Source organism: Kiloniella sp. EL199, from assembly GCF_900313065.1.
GTDB lineage: Bacteria > Pseudomonadota > Alphaproteobacteria > Kiloniellales > Kiloniellaceae > Kiloniella.
Genome location: NZ_OMPU01000013.1, coordinates 155,689 through 177,580, shown reverse-complemented (window position 1 = coordinate 177,580; position 21,892 = coordinate 155,689). Strand labels below are relative to the sequence as shown.

The 21,892-nt window shown below is 44.2% G+C and carries 23 protein-coding genes and 1 pseudogene; 7 read left to right on the top strand and 17 right to left on the bottom strand.

Going from position 1 to position 21,892, the window contains the following annotated elements:
- Window positions 1-142 precede the first annotated feature (142 nt).
- Window positions 143-700 (bottom strand): CDP-diacylglycerol--glycerol-3-phosphate 3-phosphatidyltransferase, encoded by a 558-nt coding sequence (pgsA, locus tag D9A03_RS15685; protein WP_120498163.1) that lies wholly within the window; start codon window positions 698-700, stop codon window positions 143-145.
- 196 nt (window positions 701-896) lie between these two features.
- On the opposite strand from pgsA, the gene D9A03_RS15680 reads away from it, so the two are divergent.
- The gene (locus tag D9A03_RS15680) at window positions 897-1,517 is read left to right on the top strand and encodes a DUF2062 domain-containing protein (protein ID WP_120498162.1); all 621 of its coding nucleotides are present in this window, start codon (window positions 897-899) and stop codon (window positions 1,515-1,517) included.
- Between the two features lie 117 nt (window positions 1,518-1,634).
- Here D9A03_RS15680 and D9A03_RS15675 read toward each other — a convergent pair whose 3' ends face one another.
- Window positions 1,635-1,889: a DUF1344 domain-containing protein gene (locus D9A03_RS15675; RefSeq protein WP_085906301.1), complete on the bottom strand. Its 255-nt coding sequence runs from the start codon at window positions 1,887-1,889 to the stop codon at window positions 1,635-1,637.
- A gap of 291 nt (window positions 1,890-2,180) precedes the next feature.
- Between D9A03_RS15675 and D9A03_RS15670 the strand changes: the two genes are divergently transcribed.
- Both D9A03_RS15670 and D9A03_RS15665 read left to right on the top strand, forming a co-directional pair.
- Window positions 2,181-2,606, top strand: coding sequence for a GFA family protein (locus D9A03_RS15670; protein ID WP_120498161.1), 426 nt, complete (start codon window positions 2,181-2,183; stop codon window positions 2,604-2,606).
- Window positions 2,607-2,608: 2 nt separating this feature from the next.
- A complete protein-coding gene (locus D9A03_RS15665) occupies window positions 2,609-3,304 on the top strand; it encodes a DUF2461 domain-containing protein (protein ID WP_120498160.1) in 696 nt (231 codons plus the stop codon).
- A 203-nt stretch (window positions 3,305-3,507) separates the two neighbouring features.
- Here the strand turns inward: D9A03_RS15665 and D9A03_RS15660 are convergent, their stop codons facing one another.
- Window positions 3,508-4,680 carry an XRE family transcriptional regulator gene (locus D9A03_RS15660; RefSeq protein ID WP_120498159.1) on the bottom strand — a complete coding sequence of 391 codons (1,173 nt, stop codon included), beginning with the start codon at window positions 4,678-4,680 and terminating at the stop codon, window positions 3,508-3,510.
- 5 nt (window positions 4,681-4,685) lie between these two features.
- Window positions 4,686-5,264, bottom strand: a complete 579-nt coding sequence (locus tag D9A03_RS15655) for a hypothetical protein (RefSeq protein ID WP_120498158.1) — start codon at window positions 5,262-5,264, stop codon at window positions 4,686-4,688.
- A gap of 536 nt (window positions 5,265-5,800) precedes the next feature.
- On the opposite strand from D9A03_RS15655, the gene D9A03_RS15650 reads away from it, so the two are divergent.
- Window positions 5,801-6,019, top strand: a complete 219-nt coding sequence (locus tag D9A03_RS15650; protein ID WP_120498157.1) for a hypothetical protein — start codon at window positions 5,801-5,803, stop codon at window positions 6,017-6,019.
- A gap of 23 nt (window positions 6,020-6,042) precedes the next feature.
- Window positions 6,043-7,365: a deoxyguanosinetriphosphate triphosphohydrolase family protein gene (locus D9A03_RS15645; RefSeq protein ID WP_120498156.1), complete on the top strand. Its 1,323-nt coding sequence runs from the start codon at window positions 6,043-6,045 to the stop codon at window positions 7,363-7,365.
- A gap of 206 nt (window positions 7,366-7,571) precedes the next feature.
- Here D9A03_RS15645 and D9A03_RS15640 read toward each other — a convergent pair whose 3' ends face one another.
- Window positions 7,572-7,937 carry a helix-turn-helix domain-containing protein gene (locus tag D9A03_RS15640; protein WP_085906294.1) on the bottom strand — a complete coding sequence of 122 codons (366 nt, stop codon included), beginning with the start codon at window positions 7,935-7,937 and terminating at the stop codon, window positions 7,572-7,574.
- A gap of 211 nt (window positions 7,938-8,148) precedes the next feature.
- On the opposite strand from D9A03_RS15640, the gene D9A03_RS15635 reads away from it, so the two are divergent.
- Window positions 8,149-9,093 carry a hypothetical protein gene (locus D9A03_RS15635; protein ID WP_120498155.1) on the top strand — a complete coding sequence of 315 codons (945 nt, stop codon included), beginning with the start codon at window positions 8,149-8,151 and terminating at the stop codon, window positions 9,091-9,093.
- Window positions 9,094-9,182: 89 nt separating this feature from the next.
- Here the strand turns inward: D9A03_RS15635 and D9A03_RS15630 are convergent, their stop codons facing one another.
- From D9A03_RS15630 to D9A03_RS15580, 10 genes and pseudogenes are all read right to left on the bottom strand, one after another.
- Window positions 9,183-10,751 (bottom strand): polyamine aminopropyltransferase, encoded by a 1,569-nt coding sequence (locus D9A03_RS15630; protein ID WP_120498154.1) that lies wholly within the window; start codon window positions 10,749-10,751, stop codon window positions 9,183-9,185.
- A gap of 14 nt (window positions 10,752-10,765) precedes the next feature.
- Window positions 10,766-11,002: a hypothetical protein gene (locus D9A03_RS15625; RefSeq protein WP_120498153.1), complete on the bottom strand. Its 237-nt coding sequence runs from the start codon at window positions 11,000-11,002 to the stop codon at window positions 10,766-10,768.
- Window position 11,003: 1 nt separating this feature from the next.
- Window positions 11,004-11,579 carry a hypothetical protein gene (locus D9A03_RS15620; RefSeq protein ID WP_120498152.1) on the bottom strand — a complete coding sequence of 192 codons (576 nt, stop codon included), beginning with the start codon at window positions 11,577-11,579 and terminating at the stop codon, window positions 11,004-11,006.
- Between the two features lie 10 nt (window positions 11,580-11,589).
- Window positions 11,590-12,444, bottom strand: coding sequence for a DUF350 domain-containing protein (locus D9A03_RS15615; RefSeq protein ID WP_120498151.1), 855 nt, complete (start codon window positions 12,442-12,444; stop codon window positions 11,590-11,592).
- The gene (locus D9A03_RS15610; RefSeq protein WP_120498150.1) at window positions 12,444-13,079 is read right to left on the bottom strand and encodes a DUF4178 domain-containing protein; all 636 of its coding nucleotides are present in this window, start codon (window positions 13,077-13,079) and stop codon (window positions 12,444-12,446) included. Before D9A03_RS15610 ends, D9A03_RS15615 begins: the two co-directional genes overlap by 1 nt.
- Before the next feature lie 86 nt (window positions 13,080-13,165).
- Window positions 13,166-13,855, bottom strand: coding sequence for a PspA/IM30 family protein (locus D9A03_RS15605; protein ID WP_120498149.1), 690 nt, complete (start codon window positions 13,853-13,855; stop codon window positions 13,166-13,168).
- A 39-nt stretch (window positions 13,856-13,894) separates the two neighbouring features.
- A complete protein-coding gene (locus tag D9A03_RS15600) occupies window positions 13,895-14,422 on the bottom strand; it encodes a YjfI family protein (RefSeq protein ID WP_162938190.1) in 528 nt (175 codons plus the stop codon).
- A gap of 198 nt (window positions 14,423-14,620) precedes the next feature.
- Window positions 14,621-15,592, bottom strand: coding sequence for a potassium channel family protein (locus tag D9A03_RS15595; protein ID WP_162938189.1), 972 nt, complete (start codon window positions 15,590-15,592; stop codon window positions 14,621-14,623).
- Between the two features lie 534 nt (window positions 15,593-16,126).
- Window positions 16,127-16,441, bottom strand: a pseudogene (locus D9A03_RS20115) (histidine phosphatase family protein).
- 31 nt (window positions 16,442-16,472) lie between these two features.
- Entirely contained in the window at window positions 16,473-16,787 is a 315-nt protein-coding gene (locus D9A03_RS15580; protein ID WP_120498144.1) for an antibiotic biosynthesis monooxygenase, read from the bottom strand.
- Window positions 16,788-16,892: 105 nt separating this feature from the next.
- On the opposite strand from D9A03_RS15580, the gene D9A03_RS15575 reads away from it, so the two are divergent.
- Window positions 16,893-17,768 carry a LysR family transcriptional regulator gene (locus D9A03_RS15575; RefSeq protein ID WP_120498143.1) on the top strand — a complete coding sequence of 292 codons (876 nt, stop codon included), beginning with the start codon at window positions 16,893-16,895 and terminating at the stop codon, window positions 17,766-17,768.
- Between the two features lie 89 nt (window positions 17,769-17,857).
- Here the strand turns inward: D9A03_RS15575 and acs are convergent, their stop codons facing one another.
- Window positions 17,858-19,798, bottom strand: coding sequence for an acetate--CoA ligase (acs, locus tag D9A03_RS15570; RefSeq protein WP_120498142.1), 1,941 nt, complete (start codon window positions 19,796-19,798; stop codon window positions 17,858-17,860).
- 269 nt (window positions 19,799-20,067) lie between these two features.
- Entirely contained in the window at window positions 20,068-21,753 is a 1,686-nt protein-coding gene (locus D9A03_RS15565) for an EAL domain-containing protein (protein ID WP_120498141.1), read from the bottom strand.
- Window positions 21,754-21,892: the final 139 nt, after the last annotated feature.

Genomic DNA, 21,892 nt, shown 5'->3' with positions numbered 1-21,892 from the left:
GTTTAATTTAGCTCTTGCCGCCCATGGTTTATGGGGTGTCTCATCGTTCATGCCGGTTTCCGACACTTCTTTCTTCACGCCTTGAGCAAAAATGATGCTAAATGGCTATCGTTAAGAGGTGGCGTTAAGGGATGGGAAATGCCTAGCTGGCTTCCCGCATGGATTTGATATATCCCAGCGCGTAGTCAATACCGGACCATGCTGTGACAGCCGTTGCGATTGCCAATAGCCAGAATGATACCTGTACCGTATCCATATACTGGCTGAAAAATCCGCTAAGGGCGTACAGACCGACTGTCCAAACCTGAGCACAGGCCTGAACGATGGCTTTGATCTTGCCACTGGATCTTGCGGCCATGGTAAAGCCCTGTTGCTGGGCAAAGATGCGCAGATAAGAAACCACGATGTCACGGGTGATGATGATGGCAACGAACCAGACAGGAATCCAGCCGATCCCCAAAAAGCCGATAAAGACCATAGCGCGATAGAGACTGTCACTCATGGGATCAATGATCATGCCCAGTTTGGTGACCTGTCCATAGCGACGGGCGATATGACCGTCAGCCATGTCCGAAATCTCTGCAATCATCATGACGACAATAGCAGCAAGTAAATATGATTGTGTTCCCTGCAGGAGAAGATAAATGACGATAAAACCTGCGCCACTTCTAAACACACTAAGCCAATTGGGAAGATTCATGCCGTCGCTGCCCTTTGCATGAGATAGTTTCAAGGTCCTCTGGTTTCCGCTATCTCGTGAAAGGCGGATTTTTGTCCGTGGACTATGGATAATTTTGGTTTATAACAGTCGCTAAGAGCAGTCACAAGGACGATAAAAAAAAGATCACCAAAAATGGTGCCAAAAGTGGTCATAGAGGGCGTTTGTAAAAGACTAAATGAGATTCTGGTTCAAGAAGAAAATTCACGCCCGTAATAAGAAGGAAACCATTGCTGGTTTGCTTCGTCTTCTGTATTTCCGTCTCGCTATTCCTGTCCTGCGGTCGGTTGACCAGCCTGAAATTGTTGCCCGTGGTGTCATGATGGGCTTGGCCCTCGGAATGACACCGACAGTCGGTATTCAGCTCTATAGTGTTTTTGTTGTCTGGTGGCTTTGTCGATACGTTATCAAATGGCAATTTAGCCTGATCATTGCCATGGCCTGGTCCTGGCTTTCTAACCCCATCACCATGATCCCGCTTTACTATCTCTATTATATCACTGGTCGATTAATGCTGCTGGATTTCGATGGCGAGCAGAATTTTGAAGATTTTTCACGGATGATGAGTGAGCATCTGACACTAGACGGTGGCATTTGGGAGACGATTGTAGAGGTTTCCCACTTTATGCTGGAGCAGGTCGGGACCTCAATTCTGGTTGGGTTTCTTCCCTACAGTGTCGGTCTTGGTGCCTTGGGGTACTGGTTGTCTTTTAAACTGGCAACACGCTATGCCGTTGCCCGCAAGAAACGGCTTGCAGGATCGCGAGATAAACTTAAGAATCCTGATTTAGAAAGCTAAACTTCTTAAAACATGTACCCAGAAATGAACAAACCGATAAGGGCGAATGGGGTTTGGTTTCGCTGGCTTATCGGCTTATTCAGGTAACTATGTGTGCGTGTTTAACGCGCTGACTGATTAAGAAGCTGGCGCAATGTTGGTAACCAGATTTTTGCCTTCTTTTTCATCATAAGTCAGAACAACTTCTGTACCGGGCTCGAGGCCTTCTACTGTCAGACCGTTAACAAGCTCCATCACAGTACCGTTTTCAAGAATAATTGTGTTTGTTGCTGGGTCCGCAGTCATAACGCGACCTGTCATTTCAGCTGCACTTGCGATTGATGCAGATGCGATAAGACCAAGAGCGATAACACTTGTAAGTAATTTTTTCATTGTCTGTTCCTTTGTTGACAAATTGAGTGTGTCGATAAGCAAAAGTTAAGTTCTCGCCGGGCATTTGAGAAGGAACAAGAAGAAGACAAAGTTGGGTGCATCTTTCGAGCATTCCTGTGTCAGAAAAGGGGTAAGTGTCTGAAATATGGCAATTATCAGATGCTTCGGTCATGATCCTCTCTTAAAGAAGGCAAGGGGGTGACATTTCGTTTATAGGTTGCCTTAATTAAGTCACTTTTATTTTGCAAGTTACTTTTGATTTGATCAAAAACACAACCAAGGGAGATAGAAATGACCGAAATAATCGAAGGTGGATGCCTATGTGGACAAGTTCGATATCAGACCAATTGTCAAAAGCCGCTTTTTAAGGTGAATTGTCATTGCCGCGATTGCCAAAAGTTGAGTGGGAGCCCTTATGTTGCCGTGATGGGCGTGCCGAAAACCAGCTTTTCGGTCACCGGAGATTTGAATTGCTTTGAGCATCAGGGCGGAAGCGGTGGTGCGATGAAAAGCTATTGCTGTTCGAAATGTAACAGCCGAATCTACGGGACGCCGGAAATTGCCAAAGGGATGGTTTTGATTGTAGCAATGAGTCTGGATAATCCTGAACTTTATTCAGCTGATGCAGATATGTTTGTTAAACAGGCTGTATCCTGGGATATGATGAACAGTGATATTCCAAAGTTTGATGGCAGCATGTTCCAGCGAGGGGGATAAAAATGAGCACTGACTTTCCCGGTTTTCCCAAAGCAGGGTTTGAGTTTCTCGACGATCTAAAAGACAACAACACCCGGGATTGGTTCGCGGAAAACAAAGCGCGGTACCGGGAAACGTTGCAGGATCATTTGCTGGATTTTATACAGGCAATGGTCGAGCCCCTTGCTGAAATTACCCCTCATTTTGTGGCCGATGCCCGTCGCAATGGCGGGTCGATGTTCAGGATTCACCGTGATGTCAGATTTTCGAAAGACAAGCGGCCCTACAAAGAACATGCGGCGTGTCATTTCCGTCATTCATTAGGACGGGATGCTCACGCACCGGGTTTTTATGTCCATCTGGCAACGGACGAAGTGTTGTATGGTGGGGGGATCTGGATGCCGCCAAGTGACGCGCTTTATATGATCAGACGCGCAATCGCTGATCGCCCAAAAGAGTGGGAAAAGGTTTTATCGGACCCCAAAATACGCGATGTTTTCGGTGAAATCGGTGGCGATGGGCTCAAGCGTCCACCAAAAGATTTTTCAGCAGATGAGCCACATATCAAAGACCTTAAGCGAAAAACCTTTTTCCTCATGCATCGGACAACACCAAAAGCAGCTCAACGTCCCGAGTTTTTAAACGAAGTTGTTGAAGGATTTAAAACGGCAGCGCCACTGATGAGATTTCTGTGTAAGGCCGTTGATGTTCCTTTTTAGGTATCTATCAGAATGCTTATGTGTAACGAACGGCAATCATCCATCTCAAACCGCAATAATTGCGACTAATAAATCAGACCATGAGTTATAGCTTCTTATGCCACAAGAGGTCATGACCACGCTAAAAGTACTGGCGACTTACAGACGGTCAATGTCGACGGTGGGGGGAGAGTGCCGCCCAATATATATAGTTACTTATAAACTTACCTGTTAACAACCACACTCAACTTGGATGCATTTTCATTAAATTCGACGTCAGGAATATTTGGCATTCCAATAGTTTCTCGTATCAAAGAGTTACTAAAATTCAAATGGGCTTTCATTTCAGGTAAGAAATTTTTATGGGTGTTCATAATCAACTGCACAGCATTTTTAATTAATTCAGGTTGTTCTAATTCAATATATTTTTGATGCTCGGGTTTATCTCCTGGCTCACAAGTTCGCCAGCCCTTATGAGAAATATGTATAAATGCTTTTTGTCTAGCTGCGTCTGTAATCAGACCTAACTCATGAGCTCTCATAATTAGAGCAGCAATCGAAACTTTCCATCTTAGCTTCATTTCCAGTAAGCTATCCCAAGGTATCCGTTTACTGTGAAATTGGGGGAATTCGGTCATAAAAGTTGTTTTTGGTAGTAACAGACAAGAAGCAAAATGATTGGCCTGCTTCTCTATCATTGGGTTTTCAACAACATCATTATTCATACCTTTATGCAGAATTAGGTGACCTAATTCATGCGCAAGGTCGAACCGACACCTTACTGGCGATTTATAGTCATTTCGTACCACGACAGGAAATATGTCATCATTACAAAACGCATCAACTTTTTGGGAAATCTCTGGGGCAGTACAAATAATCACACCACTCGTTTCAAGAACACGTACCATGTTAGAAATTGGCCCAAATCCTAACCCGAGAATAACTCTTACCTCATTGGCTATGGCTTCAATTTCTAATTTATGATGAGCGTTGGACGTAATATTTTCTGTTCCGCATTGTTCATCCAAATCAAAATGGGGGAGCTCTAAACCTAATGGTTCAATATAATTTCTTATGTACAAGCAAACAGCAATAAAATCTTCAGCGTAAATTTTTGCTCGATCTCTTATGTAATTTGGAATAGAAACACTTCTGAAGTGCAACCTATCATTACTAATTGATATTTCATTTTCTTTAAAAAAATATTCGACATCAACGCCAAGGTGGTTGGCGATCAGCAACAACTGATCTCCTGAAAATGATTTACTTTCTTTTCCTGTTTCAATTTTATGTACGTACTGCCGTTTTACAGAAATCAAATCAGCAATATCTTGCATCGACATTCCGACACGGTTACGTGCATAAGTTAACTTTTTACCTTTAAATTCATGTAACATAACAATTATATTAATTTTCTAGCGTTCTTAGATTTAGATTTTCTTACCAACCCACCAGCTGGGAGTTCAACTCCTGATGGAGAGGTGTTAGCAACTTCAGTAAGTAAGCTCACTCTACCTTTTGCTAATTCGAGTAAATTTAATTCCTCCAGTACCTCGCCAGTATTTCTATCAATCTTTAAATAGTGGCAGCCTGAAATAGAAGCTTCATGAGATTCAATGTCATAATCTGCACTATAAATAATGCGTAAAAGAGGATCAAAACGCTCGAATTCGTCATCTTTTTTTTCAAACATATTTTTTTCAAATACATTCTTAGCTAAAGAATCTCTTGGTGACGAAATTATTTTGATCGCTTGGCCTTCAAATTTAAAATAATTATGCCCACCCTTTTTGCATAAAAATTCAATAAGATTAGGCCTTTCTAACGACATTTGTAGCAACCGCTGTTGCCGTTCTTCGTATGCCGCAAATCCGACAGAGCGGCTAGAATGACCTTTTTGTTGGTCAAAAATACGAACAGAGGAATTACAACTATTTTCAATGCAAAAGTAGATATCAATTAATTTTTCTTCTATAGACATTTTTCAAAGCGCCCTATGTTGGTATTTTTAGATTCTGTTACCCAACTTAAAGCTATTTAACTTTATTGTAAATGGGTTTTGTTTGAATTTGTCACCCTATCAAGCGATGAAAATATAACGTTTCTCAATAAAAAGCCTAAACGATCAAGATTCACCGTAAAGACCTCAAGACTTGCCCTAACAGATTATGGTCTTACCCTCGATGATGAAATGGTTACCAACCACGTAAAAATTCATGAAGGTAAGCTCAGCGCTCCTTGAAATGGGGAGTAAAATCGTCACTTTATATCGAAGAAATGTTCTCTACTGGTCATGATAATGCCAATCGGACGTTTTTTACAGAATATGCTCCATAGGATGTCAGAGTTATCGGTACTGGCTTTCACGCCGATAAAGGAGATGCCACAAAATTATTAAGCCTTTCGAAACTCAACTATGACATTATATAATTTACTGACTGTTGAGCGAAAATACCCTAGTTTACTTTTTTAGTCTTAGTGGTTAGTGTCTATCTGACGTACCTAGAGGGAAACGCTATGGATAAACAAACTATTACTCAAATTATTTGTGAGATCGTAAGAACTGTAGAAGAGAAACAAAGCGCCGTTGCGCCAAAAGACTTGTTCTCCGAATTACAGAATATCCCACGTGGTGACATCCAAGAAGCGATTAAAATAGGTCTTCGTAATGGAAATCTCAAATTCGATGATGAATTTAAGGTTGGCACAAGTACGAAGCAATGCGAAGCGGCATAATTCAGTAAACATTTGGGGTAATAATGGACTCAAGAGAAGACCGTCGTCACAGTGTAGGCGATGATGATCAACGTAACCGTTTTGCCCGAGACAGAGATCGCATCCTTTATTCTTCCGCATTTCACCGACTTTCTGGGGTAACGCAGATCGTCCGTGCCGGTGAAGAAGACATCTTCCACACGAGACAACAACATAGCATCAAAGTCGCTCAAATAGGGCGTAGATTAGCTGAACATTTATTATCTAGCGACGAGGGTGATGCGCATAAAGATAAGATTGATCCTGAAGTTGTCGAAGCAGCCTGCCTAGCTCACGATTTAGGTCATCCCCCATTTGGACATGCAGGGGAAGCAGTCTTAGATGATCTTGTTCAAAATAAAGGAAAAAACTCAGATACCGGAGTTGGTGAGCCAGACGGTTTTGAAGGTAATGCCCAGACATTTCGTATTTTAACCAAACTAAGTGTTCGGCACGAAGATGTAAATGGATTGAATCTTACACGTGCAACACTGGCAGCGGTACTAAAATATCCGTGGATGCGGAACCTCGACGACAAAAATAAAAAGAAAAAATGGTCTGCGTATAAAACAGAGGAAGCAGATTTTGATTTCGCTCGAAAATCCTATTCTCACGAAGATAAAACTGTGGAAGCTGGTCTCATGGATTGGGCCGATGACATTGCTTATTCTGTCCACGATCTCGAGGATTTTCACCGCTGTAATGCTATCCCTTGGCATATCATATTTCACGATGAAGGTATGAGTGAACTTGTAAAAAATACATTGTCCACCTGGCATAATTCACCACCAGGCGCAGAGAAAACGTTAGAGAATGCAATAAAAACTATCAAAAATCTTTTTGACGTGTATGGCAAAATCTTACGTGAACCCTATGTTGGCAGTCGTAAGCAACGTCAATGGCTTCGTGATCTCACTTCCACACTGATAAGTCGATACCTAAATGCCATCTCCCTCGAAGGGGATGAACCAAAACTTAAGATAGCTCCTTTACAAGAAGCGGAAGTGCTTCTACTTAAACAAATTACCCGAGATTACATTTTCACCAACCCGGCTTTGGTTGCCCAGCAGGAAGGGCAAGCTAAGCTGATTAAAGATTTATTCAACATAATCTACGACAAGTGTGAAATTAATAGTTTTCCTAGATTTCTGCCACAACGCCTAAACTACTTATGGGAATTGTCTAAAGAAAATAATATTTGCAAAGACCCAAAAGCACGATTTGCTGCGGACTGCATCGCTAGTCTTACAGAGAACGAAGTCATCGGTTTGCATAGTCGTTTGTTTGGTAGCACTAGTGGCTCAGTACTACACCCAATAGTGCGCTAATTAATATGAATTGTGCTGTCCGCTTTGGGTTGAGTGCAAAAGTTCGGTAACAATTCTAACATTATATAAAACAATTAAATGCACAACCTTTGGTGTTATTGCGTTTGTAAATTAATCGGTCGTTTTCTTGATGCTGTAGTAGTTTCAAAAGCCCGATAAGTGCGGTTTGAAATTTCAGTGATTGCAGTTCGTTAAAGCTAGGTTGATCAATCGGGAGATTCGGTCTTGGAGGTCTCTTTGTTCAGCGCATCCAATGGTATCTCGGTATTCTCAATATGTTCCAGCCCCCAGGTTGTCACTTCGCGCATGAGCGGGCGGAGACCCTGTCCCTTTTGAGTGAGGTGATATTCATAGCGTGGTGGATTATCCTGATAGGATGTTTTTTCAATAATACCTGATTGCTCTAGGCGCTTGAGACGATCAGCAAGTATATTTGTCGATATTTTCTCTGGAGAACTCAAAAGCTCTTTATATTGGCTTTTACCAAAAAACATCAGGTCGCGAATGATGAGAAGAGTCCAGCGATCACCCAGAATTTCCAGTGTTTGGGAAATAGGACAAGTTGATCGCATTGGCCGCTTTCTGACTAGAGTAAGATGGCAATCTTAATTGCTGTTAAGAGAGAAAAATCACCTCATAGATAGTCTATCATTTTATTTGGTTCAAAATAAAAACAATATCCTCGCCAACAGTTCCAAAAGAAAACTTGCTGCGTCTTTTTGTGTCTTGATTGCCCGGATCAGGAGAGAGATAAGGATAAGTCTAATCTAAAGGGAGTTTGAGATGTACCTTGTGGCAGATGCAGGTGGCCCCATTGGACGCGCGGTAACAGAGCAGTTGGTTGGACAAGGACAATTGGTTCGGGTTTTAACTGCGGATGCAGCTTGTTGTGATTTATGGCGTGGTCGTGGGGTTGAGGTAAATGAAGGTGACCCCAAACATGCAGCCAGTTGGACAAAGGCCCTTTCCGGGGTACAGACACTCATTGTTATCTTGCCGCCCTTTTTAAGTGAAGAGGGTTTGTTGGGGGCTGTGGATGACTATCGATCTGCCTTGATAGATGCACTTTCTTCCGGTGGTTCTGATTTACGGGCTGATCATGCGCGAGAGATAAAAATTGTGCTGTTATCAGCGATGGGCGCAGAAAAAAAACTTGGTTGGGCGGATAGGCTTGGGCAGTTGGAAAGCGATCTCAAAGACATTTGTGAAGACCTGACGATCATCCGGACTGCTTATCTTATGGAAAATCTGGCATCCGGGATGGCGATGGCCAAACACCATTCTGTTCTTCCCAGCTTTTTTATTGAGAAACAAAGCTATGCGATGGTGGCACGAAACGATCTTGTCAACATTCTGGTATCGGCGGCCCTTGACCCGCTGGCAGGCTATAGTCTGCTAGAGCTGCATGGGCCAGAAGCCTATAGTCTGGACGATATTGTTGAAGCCGGACGTAATGTTCTGAATAAACATATTGCATCTCTGTCACTGCCCGAAGATGACTGGCTCCAGATCATGATTGATCAGGGACTGGACGAAAGTGCTGCTGTGCTGTGGCGGGATTACTATACGCAGATGAATCTCGGAAATATCACAAGTGATCCAAAGGCAACCCCGATTGCCGGGGAGAGCAAGTTATCGGATGCTCTATTTCAAGTGTGGAAGCTGATACGGCAAAGAGAGCGTGCGGCAATCGACCCGGATAAGAAGATATATGAAGGTTTGGTTTAGTTATGGGGCAGGTACCGATGTTTGATCAGGGGGTATAGAAAATTTTGACAACCTTATCTACGAGGTTTTGATCTCATCCCCAATAGTCATCATTGCCTGCTCCATTTTTGCCAGCCATCCAGATAATAGGTCAATAATATCGGGCGATCCAATGTGTTCACATTGACATCCGGTGGGGTTAAGTCTTTGCCAAAAACAAACATGTTCTGAATGATTTTGTTATTGAGGAAGCGAGTTGCGGGCAGGTCGTCCTGGCGTTTCATTTCCAAAGGTGCATTAGCTGCAAGTACAAACCCCCAGTCACCGAAAGAGGGGACCAGAACATGAAAAGGTTTCGTGTGTGAAAAGCCGCTGGCTGCGACGGTTTTCTGAATGCTCCAGAATGCTTTTCCTGTGAAAAAGGGGCTTGCGGCCTGCGTGACAAAAATACCCTCAGGTGTGAGGTTCCGTCTGATTAATCGATAAAATGCCTTTGAGTAAAGGCGTACCAATGCGTTGTTATTAGGGTCTGGGAGATCAGCAATAATGAAATCATATGCTTGTGTATTTTCCATAAGAAAACGTTGGGCATCCTGGTGAAGGACGGATACTTTTTTGGAAGTATTCATGACGTCGTTATTAATTTCACGTACCCATGGGTTTGTTCGTGCGATCTTGACAACTGCCGGATCCAGATCTACGAGAGTGATCTCTTCTATTTCCGGATATTTTAATAACTCTCTGACGGCCATGCCGTCGCCTGCGCCAAGTAGCAGGACCCGATTAACTTTTGCTGTGTGCTGGATTGGAGCATGTACCAGCGCTTCGTGATAACGATATTCGTCTGATGATGAAAATTGAAGATTTCCATCCAGGAATAATCGAATCTCTGATTTATTCTTTGTCAGGACAATCTTTTGAAACTTGGTTTCCTGTGACAGGAGTACTCGTCCGTCAAAAACACTGTCATCCCATAATTTCAAAAGCTTTTCGGCACTGAATATTGTTCCTGCAATCATTAATGTTGCGAGTATGGATAGTATCCAGAGTGGTTTTTTGGCTCGGCCAAATGTTTGCGGGAAAACGCGGATTATCATAAAGGCAATCAGCATATTGACGAGGCCAAAGGATAGGCCTGATCGGAAGGTGCCGAGAAAGGGGAGCAGAATAAACGGGAATGCAATGGTTGCCAGCAAGGCGCCAAAATAATCCAGTGACAGAACATGGGCGATGTTTACACGCAGTGAATTATAGTCTTTTAGAATCCTTGTCAGAAGCGGTATTTCAAGACCAATGAGATATCCGATCATGATCGTGATAATATAATAAAGTTCCTGAAAATAATTTGTGTGCGAGAAGCCAAAGTAGAGAGCGGGTATTGATATTCCGCCGAGAAAGCCCAGTGCGATTTCAATAACAGTGAATCTGAAAAGAAGATTTTTTTCGATATATTTGGAGGTGAAAGACCCCACCCCCATAGAGGCCATATAGAGACCTATTGTTAATGAGAAATACTTGACGCTATCCCCTTCGAAGTAAGAGACAGTGGTCGCAATCAGTAACTCGTAGACAATGGAGCACAGGCCAGCGATAAACACTGTTGTGATCAGGGTAAATACTTCCAGGGATCGTTTCTGATCCCTGGAAGATGTCGTTTCTGAGGAAATAACTTCAGTCATTATGTAAACTCAAGCTATTTGCCACGGGCAGTTCCACCGCCATCATGGGATGTTCCCCCTTGGCTTCCGGATCGGGCGCTTGGCCTGTCGTAATAGGTATTTACACCGCCCCAATAGAAAAACGAAGGTCCGGAGTTATAGCCTTGATATCCCATATAGCCCCAGCCTGATTTAGCCGGAATGAATAGCAGAGCGTACACTAATAGAAGGAGAACGCTGATGATGGTTATTGTTTTTGTCGTTTTGTTCATCTTAATGCTCCTTTCTTTCGTAACCTGCCATGCTTAATAAAGTGCGGTTTTTTATTTCATTCAAGATTATGCCGATAATCAACAATAGAACGCCAATCCACATGTGAGGGAGGGCACTAGCCGCTTGTTCAGTTATGTTGACTTTCATGCTACCTCGGTTGGTGCTTGAGCCACCTGTTATTGCAAGAAAGTAAGTTCCTTTTTTGGGGATCGTAATTTTCTGTGAAAAATGAGACTCAGATTCAGACCATGCGCCATCAGAATCGTAACCACTTTCTCGCCATAGCTCCTTGCCAAACGAAAAGAGATATTCCTTTTGGGAGTTCTGGAGAACAAGCTCGAGATAGAGCCAGGATTTATCTTCCAGATACCCTTGCACATCAATGTTATAAACGGTGTAGTCGGAGGTAACTTCCAGCGGACCGATGGAATCGTTGAGTTGGTAATTGCCTTTGGTAACGTCACTTGTTGTGCTGAGCACAAAACCAGTTCCAAGGAAGAGAATGGCAAAGCCGAGCAAGACCAGGGCAACTTTGCCTAAGTCTGTTTTATGTTTTTCTATTTCGTTATTCAGCATATCGGCCCCCCTACAGCAAAATGGCCAGAACAATAGCGAAGGCGATGGCTACTGTTGCTTCAAGAAATCCTGCCGCCAGGTTTCTGTCTTCGGATATTTCCCTGTTCAAGTCATCACCGACAAGAATTAACTTATCCATGAAAAATCGTACGATGACCAAGAGGACCATGCCGCTAATAGCGAGTTCTGCGAACAGTACAAGATTATAGGTCCAGCTAATAAAGCTTGCGTGTGCAGCGCCAGCTATGATGATTCCCAAGGCAATAAAAGTCCCAGCCAAGGCAATTCCGGCAGCCGTGTTTTCTGAATCAATTTCTTCATGGGTGTTATAGGGAGTTAAGAGTTCGTAGATTTTTGAGAATAAAATCAGAACAATTTGTCCCAAAACGAAGAACGCGATTGCTGTATCAAAGCCGCCGCCTTGACCGTGAATAGAACCGCCAGCAACGGCACCAGTTGCCAGATATAACCCAAAGCGAACGGAGGCGACCCCGATATTGCGACCTTCGATAACTTTTTTTACAGAACAAAATTTGTTGAATAAAAGTTTGTCCATGACAACACGTGATGCGTTCAACATCAGGATGCCGAGAAAACTGTATCCGGCAACAAGGCTCAGGTCTTGGAGGAAGTTTGTTGAATCACCCGTAACGGCCCCGACAAATGTAAGGGTCGTCGCCAGAAAATAGCCACTCATTTCCAACCCGATTGCCGGATTGTCTGCCTTGGTTAGTTCATGAGGTATGCTGTATGGTGTCCATAAGTCTTTAAGCCATTTTGCAATTAAAAGCATGATGGCAAAAAGCCCAAGGTAAGCGAGTGCTTCCCCCAGGCCTGTAAAGAGCGTTATCCAGTCGATATTCATTATTCCCCCCCACTGTTGGAATAGACTGTAATTCGTGATTCTCTAATCGCTTCGGAAACGTGAACTTCAAAAGATCCGTCAGACCAGCGTTCAACACCAATAAAGCGAGGATCTTCTTCTGATTCGAATTCCCAGTAATAAAAATCCTGAGCGTTACTCATATCGCCTGCGCGAAAGAACTGTGCACTACCGGAATCTTCGTAGTAGAATTTTTTTCCTTCGTAGGAAAAGCTACCGTCTTCATCGTTGTCAAAGCGTTGCAGGTCTTCCTTGGAAATTCCAAGTTCAGCGAGGCGCATCTTGGATGTTGATACTGTTATTTCCAAATCATCATCACGTTCAACGTTTATCCAGATTTTTTCGTTTCCGGTTTCGCATTCAAGCTCGAACCATTTGTAGTTGCCTTCGCGATATTCATGACGGTCGAGAACAAGGAAATCCATATCATCCAGTCGCTCGCCAAAGCCATTGACGCGGAAGACACCACCCTTTTGAAGGTTTTCAACAGACGGCTGAGCTGTATGAGTTGCTGCGGCATCATTTGATGCCGGGCCTTGTTTCTTTTTGTTCACGATATAGATACCGATCAGTGCGCCGATGGCCAGAATCAGAAATATTAAAAATAATGTGGACATGATCAGCACCCCCTTGCCTGTTATGTCAAAGTAATTGCCGGACGAAATATCATATTCGTCCGGCAAATTTTACGTGGAAAGTTTGATTATTTCTTTTTTGCTTTCAGGCGTTCCAGAACATCAGAGCCTTTTGCATTGGTTGGTTTGATACCAGCGGCCTTTAGTTTGTCTTCGAGGCTGCTATCTTCTGCTGTATCAGCAAGTTCCTGGGCCGCTTCAAATCGTGCACTGCGTTCATCCTGTTTTGCTTTCAATCTTTCGAGTGAATCAACAGCATTGCGCATTGATGAATTTGCACCACTGTGTCGGGCTGCGACGGCAGCTTGTGCTTTTTGAACGCTTTCAGTTGCCTTAACAGTATCTACCTGTTGTTTCAGGCGTTTGAGGTTGCCTTCTGCTTGTGAAATGGACTTGCGTAACTGTGCATCGCTATCGGCAAATGATGTTGCCAATGCCTGCTCGCTATCCCGTTCCGTTTCAAGGTTTGCTATTTTTTCTGCAATTTCGGATGCAAGTGTTTCGTCACCATTTTCAAGTGCTTTGACCGCGTAGTTTTCGTACTCGGCGATGTTTTCATTCAGGCCGGCAACTTTTCTGTCCGCCATTTTGCGCTTTGCTATAATTCCGGCTAGCGCATCCTTGGATTTGGCAAGTTCGTTATCTGCATCGCGAATTTCCTGGTCAAGAATACGCAGGGCCTGATGGTCAATGATTGCTTCGCCGGTTTCACTAACGCCACCGCGAATTGCTGTAAAAACTTTACTCCAGATACTCATAATTTAACTCCTTAAGTGTGCTTTTGCGGTAGGTGGTGATCAGGCGCTTTTGCGAAAAGCAGTGTCAAAAGCTTCGACAGCCTGAATGGCGTTATCGGCAAGTGTTTCGATCTCTTCCAGGATGCTTTCCAATTTTGAGCCAGCACTCAGTGCGCCAAAGATTTCGTAATAATCTTGCCCGTCAGGACCGGGAGCAATGCCAAAAGTTGAAAGCGGCATGAGCTTGTGAGAACGTAAAAGCATCGCGTTAAAAGCTTCGGCATCATCGACATCTTTCACAGGCCATAACAGGCTTTCTGCAACGATTTGGCTTCCGCTTACACTCATGAAAATTGGCAGGTCGCCAAATTCATTCATTGTAATGAGAATCCCGGGGTCTGCACCTTCGACGAGTTCAATAAGCAGCTCTTTGTTGGTCGCATTGTCAGATGCGGAAATCGCATCAAATAAACTTTCAGTGGTCCAAACATCTTCCTGGTTCATTATCTTCTTTCCCTTTGCTGTCGGTATTTCCGGCATTAATCCTTCGCGAAGAGCATTTTCGCAATCTTTCAGAACTGTGCTCATTTCAGGAGGGATCCATACCTCCCGTTTCACAAACCCTCTGGCTTTTAATCGTTCCCGATACAGAGCTTGGTAATGAGAGGACTTTTTTGCGTTCACAATAATATCTCTGCTTCGTTATTAGTCATTCGATTTTCTTACATGTTATATGTTACATGTAATATAGGTGATGATGGGTTCAAGAGTTTTTTTGAAAAAATGTTATGTGCCAAATTTTGACCAGTCGATATCGATTTGAGAAAGACGTCTTTTGGCTACAATGAAGAGAGAGTCCCCGGAATTGATATCGTTGCTGGCATTGAGGCAAAGTCTTGTTGGGTCCTGTGAAGGGGCGACCGCGAGCAATGTTGCGTTGTGATGACGTTTCAAGCCAATCAGGATATCAAGATAACTCATCGTAGGAATGTTATCGGGTACTTGTACTGAAAACTGGGTTGCACTACCGACAAGCGCTGATAATAATTCTTCGTGAAGTTGTGAAGATCCGGGGTCTTGCATTGCCCGGACCAGTAGATCACCAGACATGTCGACAATGGTTTCAATCTTGGAATTCACATTCCGCAGGAGCTTCGCGTACTCTTCTACCTGAAAATAGGCAACTACGTGGGTGTGACCGTTCAATAGTGCATTGACGCCAATTCCAATGGCTAGTGTTTGATCGTCATTACCACCATCAATAATAACGCATGAAGCTTCTGTTACATTGGAACGCTGTAGAACATCATCAGTCGCAAGCTGACTGCCAGAGACAAAACTTACTTTCTCTGGCATCGGGTTTTCCGTCACGGTACTGGAACAGAGAACGATCTGTCGATTTTCAGCTTCATCGGCAAGAATAGACTCAATGATTTTTCGGGTTCTTTCTTTTCGCCACCCGAAGATAACAATGTGTCCTGTCATGTAGAGATAACTCCCTTTCCCAAGATGTCGACGTCGTATCAGGGTTGAAAAATCGCCCGCCAATTTGCCAATGAATGCCCCCAGCAAGCCAATGCCGCCAGCCATATTAAAGATCACAGTGATAACGCGACCGCCTTGTGACATGGGGGCAAAATCGCCGTAGCCAACGGTTGTTCCTGTTACAAAGAAAAACCACCAAAAGGTATCAGCACGGATGATTGGGCTATCACTGGGTTCTAAAATAAGTAACCCAACCCAAGTAAGCGTAAACAAAAATATAGTTGTTGCTATTAGAGATGGCCAACTGAGTCGATAGACGTAAGCTAATAACGGTCTTAGCTTTTTTATGAAAAACACGCGAAACAGTCCCCCCCAAAGTACGCTGACGCAATTTGGAGTAGCATTTACTTCGTGGAGGTACAAGTTAGACATACTTCTATGATGTTTTACTGATGCCTTTTTCGTGTCTTTTGCTACTTAAGATAGTTACATAGACATGTCAGTTTTATTGAAGGGAAGCGTGATTCTGTGATGAGTTTTTCGAACAACTTATCGAAATTAAGTGCTAATAAATTTTGCCCTCCAACTGTTTTTACCAGACATTGGAGGATGCATGAGAACCGGGTAGGCATTTCCCAAGTCGATATCATGCCCGATATTTGCTGCCTCTGCGATGGGCCAAAAAACAGCACGGTGCGCCACGATCAGGGGCACGCCGTTGGTGTTCAGAATATCATTTACAGCTTTGAGAACCCGTTCCGAGAAACTGAGGTAATCTTCCGCACCCTGTGGCGTTATTCCCTTTTGCTAATCGGCATCGACTTCTGGGTTTGTTTTAAGTTGGCCTTCTAAAGAACCATAATGGCATTCCTGTAGTGCCAATGATTCAATCAAAGACACTTTGTGGACTTCATTAATGATTTCGGCGGTCTTTTTTGCTCTGCACAGTGTGCTGGTATAGATCGCTGTAATATTTTCGTTCTTTAGAAGGACCTGTGCCTAATATGCCTGCTTGATGCCTTCGTCGTTAAGTGGGATGTCACGCTGTCCCTGATAACGCTTTTCTTTGTTCCAGTCCGTTAGGCCGTGTCTTAGAAAATAGAAGGATTTTTCAATGAGCATTTGGGTCGCTTATCGGGGTGGCAAGTATTTTTCAGGAGAAATTTACTAAACCTGACTCTTGATGTGGTGTCAAAACATCTATCTTCAAACTGCTCATATCAATAAGGGGGATGAGGTCTTGCAAAGACTGTTTGCTTGTCATCAAATCGTTTGATTTATGGGCATCTTCTTTCGTATCCCAATAGTAAATATCCATCCATAGACCATCATCATCTTTTGAGAGGGACTGATACCTAAATCCGGGTAGCTTTTCGAGGTCGGGAACCATTGCCTGAACGGCATCAATCATCTGTTGGTCGGTTACGTTTGGTGCCGCTTGCCAACTCACAATCTCAACAACATACATCGTCTTATCCTTTTACTTCGTATAAATGACGAGGCATCATATTGCTTAAATAAACGAGAACAATTATCATAATTGATAACTGGTTATTCTTATTTTGGAAATAATATGGATGACTTTAACAGAGCCTTGATCTTTAAGTCTGTGGTCGAACAGGGGTCGATGGCCGCCGCCGCACGATTCATGAATGTTAGTCCTTCAGTGGTGACAAAGCGGATAGCAGAGCTCGAGCAATCACTGGGCGTTCAGCTATTGCGCAGGACTACTCGGCGAATATCTGTGACCGAGGCTGGGGATAATTTTTATAACCGCATGACATTTCTTCATGGTCAGTGGCAATCTTTGTTAGATGAAACGGAAAGCCTGGGGCAAGAGCCTAAGGGAATTTTGAGCATTGCGGCACCACCGCCTGTATTAAACAGGGTTCTGGTGCCCGTATTGGATGGTTTCCTCGATCAGTATCAAAAAATAGAGATTGAATTACAGTCCGTATCCTATGAAGAACTTCCTCGAGCCGCTGCGGATCTCTCTCTTGCCCGGAAATTAGACAATTTTGATTCCGGTGCTTTTATTGGACGGTCGCTCTGTCGCTATCATAACCAGCTTTTTACCAGCCCTGATTATATTGCGCATATGGGTGTGCCGGAACAGCTCTCGGATTTGGTGGATCACGCTTGTTTGGTCTTTGAAAGCCAAAGCCACGAAGCGAAATGGCGCTTTGAGCATGGACAGGAGGTTTCTGTTCACGGGCGTTTGGTGAGCAATAATACAGAGGCCTTAATTGCGGCTGCTTTACGTGGACAGGGGATTGCCTATATTCCGGAAATTATCATTCGTGATGAAGTACAGAGGGGAGATCTTGTCCCTGTTTTAAAGGAATTAACCAGCCGTCCTTTTGAAATGTGGGCTTACTATCAGCAACTTGACTTTGTGCCTTTGAAGCTTCGAGCTTTATTGGAGTATTTGGCTCAACAATGGAGATAGTGTTCATACCCTTTGTATTTTTGTGTTCTGAGGCAAAGAAAAAGGGCCGAAACTTGGTCTCGGCCCTTTCTGGTTAATTTGCAAACAGCTTACTTGTTCATTCTGTTTTCAATAAGATCATCAACGACGGATGGATCTGCCAGAGTGGACGTATCCCCCAGGCTGCCATAGTCGTTTTCGGCAATTTTACGCAAAATACGACGCATGATCTTACCTGAACGTGTTTTGGGTAAGCCTGGTGCCCATTGCAGCATATCCGGTGTTGCAATCGGGCCGATCTCTTTTCGGACCCAGGCGACGAGTTCTTTGCGCAGTTCGTCACTGGGTTCTTCGCCTGCGTTTAGCGTCACATAGGCGTAAATGCCTTGGCCTTTGATGTCGTGCGGATAACCAACTACGGCAGATTCAGCGACCTTGGCATGCGCGACGAGTGCAGATTCAACTTCCGCCGTTCCCATACGGTGACCGGAAACGTTGATTACATCATCTACACGCCCCGTGATCCAGTAATAACCGTCTTCATCCCGGCGACAGCCATCACCCGTAAAATAAAGGCCGTCATAGGTCGAGAAGTAGGTCTGAACAAAGCGGTCGTGATCGCCGTAGAGTGTTCGCATTTGTCCGGGCCAAGAGTCTGAGATACAGAGATTACCCTCTGTTGCTCCTTCTAACGTTTTTCCGTCGTTATCAACCAGTAGCGGTTTCACGCCAAAGAAAGGACGCGTTGCAGAACCTGGTTTCAGAGGAGTTGCCCCCGGCAGTGGCGTAATCAGAATGCCGCCTGTTTCAGTCTGCCACCATGTATCAACAATCTGGCAGCGACCTTCACCAACAACCTGATGATACCACATCCATGCTTCTGGGTTGATAGGTTCACCCACTGTGCCAAGAAGACGAATTGTTGATCTGGAGGTTTTCTTGACAGCTTCCAAACCTTCACGCATCAACGCCCGGATAGCCGTCGGGGCTGTGTAGAAGATGTTGACCTTGTGTTTGTCGCACACTTCCCAAAAACGTGAAGCTGTCGGGTAATTTGGCACGCCTTCAAAAACAAGCGTTGTCGCGCCATTGGTCAGCGGGCCGTAAACGATGTAACTGTGGCCAGTAATCCAGCCAACATCGGCCGTACACCAGTAGATATCACCGTCATGATAATCAAAGACGTACTTGTGTGTCATTGATGCATAAACGAGATAGCCACCGGTTGTATGAAGAACGCCTTTGGGTTTTCCTGTTGAACCGGATGTAAAGAGAATGAAAAGCGGATCTTCGGCCTTCATTTCTTCAGCGGGGCACTCTTTGTCAGCTGCGGCGCAGGCTTCATCCCACCATACGTCGCGCTTGTCGTCCCAGTTGATATCACCACCCGTGCGTTTTACAACAAAAACGGTGTCCACATCAGGACAGGATTCCAGTGCTTTGTCTGTATTGGCCTTGAGGGGGACTTTGCGTCCGCCACGCAAACCTTCGTCAGCGGTGATCACACAGTTTGATTCACAGCCCTGAATTCGACCAGCCAGTGCATCTGGCGAAAAGCCACCAAAAACAACAGAGTGAACAGCACCAATTCGGGCACAGGCCAGCATTGCATAGGTGGCTTCGGGGATCATCGGCATGTAGATGGTGACGCGATCACCTTTCTTTACGCCGCGGGCTTTCATGGCGTTGGCGAAACGGCTTACGTGATCGTGAAGCTGACCATAAGTGATGTATTCATGTTCGCTGGGATCATCCCCTTCCCAGATGATAGCCGTGTCATCTTTTTTTGTTGGCAGATGACGATCAATTGCGTTGTAGCAGACGTTTGTTGTGCCATCTTCGTACCAGCGAATATGAACATCGCCGGGGCCATAACTTACGTCTTTTATTTTGGTAAAGGGTTTAAACCAGTGAATGCGTTTTCCATGTTCAGCCCAAAATGCTTCGGGGTCTTCGATGGATTGCTGGTACATTTCAAGGTAACGGGGTTCATCTACCCATGCTTTTTGGGCGAGATCTTCCGGTACGGGAAAAACAGTGGCGTCCGACATGTTTCGGTCTCCCTATATTATTATTTATTGTTGCGCTGCTTTATTTTTATCAGCGGTTTTTTATTCGCAGGGATTATTTACGGAATTTCCTGATTTCTCAAGGGTAATTTGGAAATAATCGATAAGCCACTGTCTTGTTAGTGAAAATTATATTGCGATGCAGCATTGCTCTTTGGTGAATTTAAACAGGCAATCGTTCTTTGAGCTCGGCTACGGGCTGCAAAGTTGTGGAGAGATAAATATAAGAGAGTGTCTTGTGCTTGTTAAAACTATGCCCAACTTTCTTGGGAACCAGTACGTCGCCCTGTTGCCCGGGGTTTATCCGGTTCTTCAAAAATACTGATGTCGTTACAGGGGCGACCAAAATAATACCCCTGACCATAATCGACATTACAGTTGATCAGTAGTTGAGTGGTTTCTTCGTCTTCGACCATTTCTGCAACAGTTTTGATGTTGAGTTTGCGGCAAAGATCGGCAATGGCCTTGAGAATATGTGCAGATGTTTCATCTTCCAAAGCATCGCGTATGTAACTGCCGTCAATCTTCAGAACATCAACCTGGAACTGGCGAAGATACTGGAGTGAAGCTTCACCAACGCCAAAATCATCAAGGCAAACCTTGTGCCCTAGGTTACGCAAGGTTTGCATTGCTTCATTTGCGATGACCGGGTCAGGGATTCTTGTCGATTCTGTTACCTCGAAAAGGAGGGAATCCGGATTATCTTTGAGCGGTGTTAACAGAGGCGTTAGTTGTTTGATAAAATCTGCATCACCAATAGACGCAGCCGAAAGGTTTATAGCGATAGATCTGTTGTATTCGCTGCTTGGGTTATCCTGAATCCATCTGATTGCCTTCCGGCAGATTGCCAGGTCAAAGCCCTTGATAAGATTCAAATCTTCTGCCGAGCGAATAAAATCCTGTGGCGATCCAGTTTCATCATTGATTCGCGCCAGAACTTCATAGTGGTGTATTTCGCGTGTCTTCAAGTCGATAATAGGCTGGAAGACAATGATAAAATCCTCCCCTTCCGTTACTCTGATAATACGTTCGGCAGTTTTTTTGATCCGCGCCAGAATTTCCGGAAGAGAGTGTGCCAGATCAGCGAGGCTGAAATTATCGCTTTGGTCATGCGCAAATTGTTGAATCATAAAGCTCAGTGCCTGCGCAGCATTGCCCCCGGAAATACCACTGTCGGCCAAAGCAATGCTTGCCTGTTCAACTTTGAGGCCGACTCCATCGGGGTCTGCGTCCTTAACCTGACGCGAGATCTCGTCGGTTAGTTTATCGATATCCAGATCCGGGCGGCTGATCAGGCCATATTTACCATTCCCGAATGAGGCTGCAGAGTTTGCTTCTGATGAACTGGCGCGAAGGTAACTATTGATTGTTTCCGAAAGCTCTGACTGGGCGTCTTTATCCAGTTTATTGGCGAAATTCTCGTAATCTTCCAACTCGATAAAGGTTAATTTATCCTCTGGATTATTTTTCAGATGCTCTGTAACTGTTTGCCCAAAACTAACACGATCATGAACGATATCGCCGCCAGCTTGACGCGTTGTTTGCGGGGATGTTGCTGAAATAGTTGCGGGGATTTTGCAAGAAAGAAAATAATGCTTTTCCAAATCTTCGACATAGTAGCCAGTGAGGGAAAGAGGCTGAGCTTTTCCAGATTTGTTTTTAAAATCAATGTTCATGGGATTGGGCCGTACACCACCAACCATGCCAGACAAAAGATGTTTGAGAACGGGTTCCTCGTGGGATAAGACAAGATCGCCTATTTCTGTGCCAATAAGTTCTTTGACTGATCGGCCAAAGATGGCCTGTGTTGCACCGCTGACAAAGACAATTTTATGGTTTTCAGAGAGTTCTAGCAAAAGATCCGCTCTGCAAAAGGCAAAAGCGAGAAAACGATCACGTTCCTGGCGCAAGGAACTTATTAAACTTTCATTGCCCATTGGGTCCCCGGGTTTTTCTGCTTTCTTATCTCTAAAAGCGCGAAAGTAATTGTTCAGGGTAAAGCCAAGAAGTTAAAGCAAAGTGAAAACACCTATAGGTGTAATTTTGTATTGATCTAAATCTATTGAGTGAAATCAA

What these genes read in the sequence shown, in the direction of transcription:
- pgsA (WP_120498163.1), bottom strand. Translation starts at nt 700, where the DNA reads ATGAATCTTCCCAATTGGCTTAGTGTGTTTAGAAGTGGCGCAGGTTTT.
- D9A03_RS15680 (WP_120498162.1), top strand. Translation starts at nt 897, where the DNA reads ATGAGATTCTGGTTCAAGAAGAAAATTCACGCCCGTAATAAGAAGGAA.
- D9A03_RS15675 (WP_085906301.1), bottom strand. Translation starts at nt 1,889, where the DNA reads ATGAAAAAATTACTTACAAGTGTTATCGCTCTTGGTCTTATCGCATCT.
- D9A03_RS15670 (WP_120498161.1), top strand. Translation starts at nt 2,181, where the DNA reads ATGACCGAAATAATCGAAGGTGGATGCCTATGTGGACAAGTTCGATAT.
- D9A03_RS15665 (WP_120498160.1), top strand. Translation starts at nt 2,609, where the DNA reads ATGAGCACTGACTTTCCCGGTTTTCCCAAAGCAGGGTTTGAGTTTCTC.
- D9A03_RS15660 (WP_120498159.1), bottom strand. Translation starts at nt 4,680, where the DNA reads ATGTTACATGAATTTAAAGGTAAAAAGTTAACTTATGCACGTAACCGT.
- D9A03_RS15655 (WP_120498158.1), bottom strand. Translation starts at nt 5,264, where the DNA reads ATGTCTATAGAAGAAAAATTAATTGATATCTACTTTTGCATTGAAAAT.
- D9A03_RS15650 (WP_120498157.1), top strand. Translation starts at nt 5,801, where the DNA reads ATGGATAAACAAACTATTACTCAAATTATTTGTGAGATCGTAAGAACT.
- D9A03_RS15645 (WP_120498156.1), top strand. Translation starts at nt 6,043, where the DNA reads ATGGACTCAAGAGAAGACCGTCGTCACAGTGTAGGCGATGATGATCAA.
- D9A03_RS15640 (WP_085906294.1), bottom strand. Translation starts at nt 7,937, where the DNA reads ATGCGATCAACTTGTCCTATTTCCCAAACACTGGAAATTCTGGGTGAT.
- D9A03_RS15635 (WP_120498155.1), top strand. Translation starts at nt 8,149, where the DNA reads ATGTACCTTGTGGCAGATGCAGGTGGCCCCATTGGACGCGCGGTAACA.
- D9A03_RS15630 (WP_120498154.1), bottom strand. Translation starts at nt 10,751, where the DNA reads ATGACTGAAGTTATTTCCTCAGAAACGACATCTTCCAGGGATCAGAAA.
- D9A03_RS15625 (WP_120498153.1), bottom strand. Translation starts at nt 11,002, where the DNA reads ATGAACAAAACGACAAAAACAATAACCATCATCAGCGTTCTCCTTCTA.
- D9A03_RS15620 (WP_120498152.1), bottom strand. Translation starts at nt 11,579, where the DNA reads ATGCTGAATAACGAAATAGAAAAACATAAAACAGACTTAGGCAAAGTT.
- D9A03_RS15615 (WP_120498151.1), bottom strand. Translation starts at nt 12,444, where the DNA reads ATGAATATCGACTGGATAACGCTCTTTACAGGCCTGGGGGAAGCACTC.
- D9A03_RS15610 (WP_120498150.1), bottom strand. Translation starts at nt 13,079, where the DNA reads ATGTCCACATTATTTTTAATATTTCTGATTCTGGCCATCGGCGCACTG.
- D9A03_RS15605 (WP_120498149.1), bottom strand. Translation starts at nt 13,855, where the DNA reads ATGAGTATCTGGAGTAAAGTTTTTACAGCAATTCGCGGTGGCGTTAGT.
- D9A03_RS15600 (WP_162938190.1), bottom strand. Translation starts at nt 14,422, where the DNA reads ATGAGCACAGTTCTGAAAGATTGCGAAAATGCTCTTCGCGAAGGATTA.
- D9A03_RS15580 (WP_120498144.1), bottom strand. Translation starts at nt 16,787, where the DNA reads ATGTATGTTGTTGAGATTGTGAGTTGGCAAGCGGCACCAAACGTAACC.
- D9A03_RS15575 (WP_120498143.1), top strand. Translation starts at nt 16,893, where the DNA reads ATGGATGACTTTAACAGAGCCTTGATCTTTAAGTCTGTGGTCGAACAG.
- acs (WP_120498142.1), bottom strand. Translation starts at nt 19,798, where the DNA reads ATGTCGGACGCCACTGTTTTTCCCGTACCGGAAGATCTCGCCCAAAAA.
- D9A03_RS15565 (WP_120498141.1), bottom strand. Translation starts at nt 21,753, where the DNA reads ATGGGCAATGAAAGTTTAATAAGTTCCTTGCGCCAGGAACGTGATCGT.